Annotated in this window: 1 pseudogene; it reads right to left on the bottom strand. The window is 68.6% G+C overall.

From position 1 onward, the window contains the following. Positions 1-548, bottom strand: a pseudogene (locus KY501_RS52920) (hypothetical protein); the annotation flags it as partial.

Here is a 548-nt window from a genome sequence, read left to right on the forward strand (position 1 = left end):
GAGGGCCCCCACTCCCCTGGGCCTTGGGGTGCCGATTGTCCCTGGCTCGCCGAGTCGTTGGCGCGCTGGAGGATGATGGCGGCTCCCGGTCCACCGCTCAGGGCCGTCACCATGCGCCCCACGGGGACAGCCACCCGCTCCATCGTCAACGCGCCATCGGCGGCCAGCGAGAGCGCGGGCACGGAGACGGATTCCAACCCTCGGCCTACGGCAGCCACCGTGCGAGTGGTGCCCCCTGCTGCGCCGAAGGTGGAGAGCAAGGTGGTGCTCAGCTTCGCCAGGGATTGGATCTGCTCACCCCGAGTCATGAATCGGAAGCGCTCGAGGTACTCCGGAGAGCTCTCGATGAGGGCGGCCAGGGCCCTGGGCAGGTGTTTCAGCTCGGCCACGGTGTGGACGGGGCGAGTGAGCAGCGTACCGATGGCGGAGCCCAACTCGATGAAGGACTGTTCGGCGCCGTCCAGGGAGCGGCTGATGACATCAGCGTCGTCGTAGACTTCAGCCAGGACGCCGGACTCGTGGTTGTCGCGGAGCTGCGCGTCGACGGC

Source organism: Hyalangium versicolor (genome assembly GCF_020103695.1).
In the GTDB taxonomy this organism is placed as follows: Bacteria; Myxococcota; Myxococcia; order Myxococcales; family Myxococcaceae; genus Hyalangium; species Hyalangium versicolor.